Here is a 2,021-nt window from a genome sequence, read left to right as displayed (position 1 = left end):
CCCTGAGCGAGTGGAGCACCGAACTCGCCGCCGCCGCCACCGGGATCGACCGCCGAATCAGCTGGAACCCCACCCAGAACACCGCCACCGCCCCCGAGGACGTCGACCTGCCCCAGATCGAACACACCCTCCGCGGCGCCGTACGCCGCCTCGCCCGCGGCTAACCCTGCCATCCCGGCCCACAGCGAGCTCCGATATCGATCACCGACCGGCGGTGAATCACGGACCCGCGGCGTCGGTGGTCGGTGCGGGTGACCGAAACTCGCTGTGGCAGCTCACTCAGCGCCCGGCCGCCGGTCCCGCGGCGCCGACGCGTGTTCGGGGACCAGGACAACCGGACCGAGGCCGTGGTGGACCAGGTGCGAAGACACCGACTCCCCCACCACCCGCTCGATGACGGACACCAACCCTCCCCGCGAACTGCCGATAATGATCATCAGGGCGTCATTCGCGTCGGCGATCGTCGCCAACAAGGGCGCCGGGTTGCCCTCATGGCAGTAGTAGCTCCAGTTCCCGGGCAGCGACGCGAGCATGGTACACGCCTCCGTCCGTTCCCGTTCGACCGTGTCGACGATGCGCCGTTCCCAATCGTCCCGGTCCGGTTCGATAGGAAAATCGTCGAGGTCGACGACGTGGGTGACATGCAGATACGCGTGGAGCGGGACCGCGAGGCCCATGGCGAAGGACAGCGCCCGATGGCTGGCGGGATACCGGTCGAAACCCCACCACCAGATGGCCCACCGGCTCGGTCGCGCCCGCGGGTCCGTCCACGCGCACCGGTTTCCGCCAGTCCCGCACGCCTTCCCGGTCAGGGGGCTTCTTCTTGATCATCTACTCCTCCTCACCACCGGCGGCGATGGGGAGCCCAGCCGCTCCTGGCGCCGATGGTCACCGCCGCGGCGCCCAGCCTGCTCGTCGCACCGGTGGGGGTACCGCCGGTGTTCGATCAGCGCACGGTCCTCGACCCCCACGCGTGCTGAAGGGTGTACCCACAACAGCACCGAACTTACCGATGAGGTCGAGCGTGGCAACATTTCGTCTTCAAATCGGCGAACAGCCGCTCGCCCAGGCTCAGCCTGGACTTACTGGTGATATGGATTCAGCATGAGCGGTGCGCCGCCAGCCATCGCTCGGCCGCCGACGCCTTGTTCGTTAAGGCATTGTCCATCAACAGGTTTAATCCCTAGGTCAGTGGGCACTTTGCAGTCCACACCTACTCCGAAGGCGAACGTCGCACGTTCGAGAAGGGAGTCCGCCATACGGTCGGGTCGACAACAGGAAACCGGCAGCCGTTCACCAAAGTGGGAACGAGTCTGACGAGGAGACTCTTCGTCCCTGCCTGCCACGGAAAGCGAGGTCGGATCGTGGGCGAAGCCACCCGACCGGTGGGTTGTACGTTCAGCGGGATGTCGGCCAGGCAGTCAGGCGCACCCCGATCCAGCGCCGCAGTTCGATCGGTGTCACCCCGTGGAAACCGATGTGGTCGGCCGCCTCGTCGATCTCTCTGGTGGCAGGTGCCCCTGCCGATCCCGTTTCGGGGTCAACAGCCAGAGGAACCGTCCCGTCGGCAGCATGGGGCGTCACACCGCGCAGTGCGCCGACGAGGTTCCCGTCTCCCGTCCGCCACCACAGCGGCACCACGTCGACCCGTCCGCGGTGATTCTCGCCGACCGGCCGGGTGCCGGCGACCCCCGACGCGATCCGCCGGAACTCCTCGTCGACGTCGACGCCCCAGCCGAGCTCCTGCACCACCATCCCGAAGGCGAGGGAGAGTTCCCGCGCATGATGTGCCTCGATCACCCCTACACCGGTCCCGGTTGTTCACCCCATTCACCCGTCCAACTTTCCATCAGACGGGGTCTGTCAAGTTAACGGTGTAACTGTTTGAACTGTGACTACTTTCGTCCGGCGGACAGGCGTCCGTCAAAGGTGATCTCGAAGGCGTTCAGCGCTGCCTTCCAGCGGTTGGACCAGCGCTGGCGGGCGGTGCCTTTGGGGTCGAGGCTCATGATGGCCAGGTA

Annotated in this window: 1 protein-coding gene and 1 pseudogene; both read right to left on the bottom strand. The window is 66.4% G+C overall.

Translation table 11 applies throughout. The features are described 5' to 3' along the window. Positions 1–275 precede the first annotated feature (275 nt). Positions 276–831: pseudogene (locus tag G9373_RS45075) on the bottom strand (universal stress protein). A 567-nt stretch (positions 832–1,398) separates the two neighbouring features. Then, the gene (locus G9373_RS45070; protein ID WP_167121298.1) at positions 1,399–1,800 is read right to left on the bottom strand and encodes a DUF3052 family protein; all 402 of its coding nucleotides are present in this window, start codon (positions 1,798–1,800) and stop codon (positions 1,399–1,401) included. Between the last annotated feature and the right edge of the window lie 221 nt (positions 1,801–2,021).

Origin of the sequence: Rhodococcus sp. A14, assembly GCF_011603105.1 — a bacterium.
Lineage (GTDB): Bacteria > Actinomycetota > Actinomycetes > Mycobacteriales > Mycobacteriaceae > Rhodococcus_F > Rhodococcus_F opacus.
The sequence above is the reverse complement of the archived record's forward strand: the minus strand, read 5'-3'. Positions and strand labels throughout refer to the sequence as shown.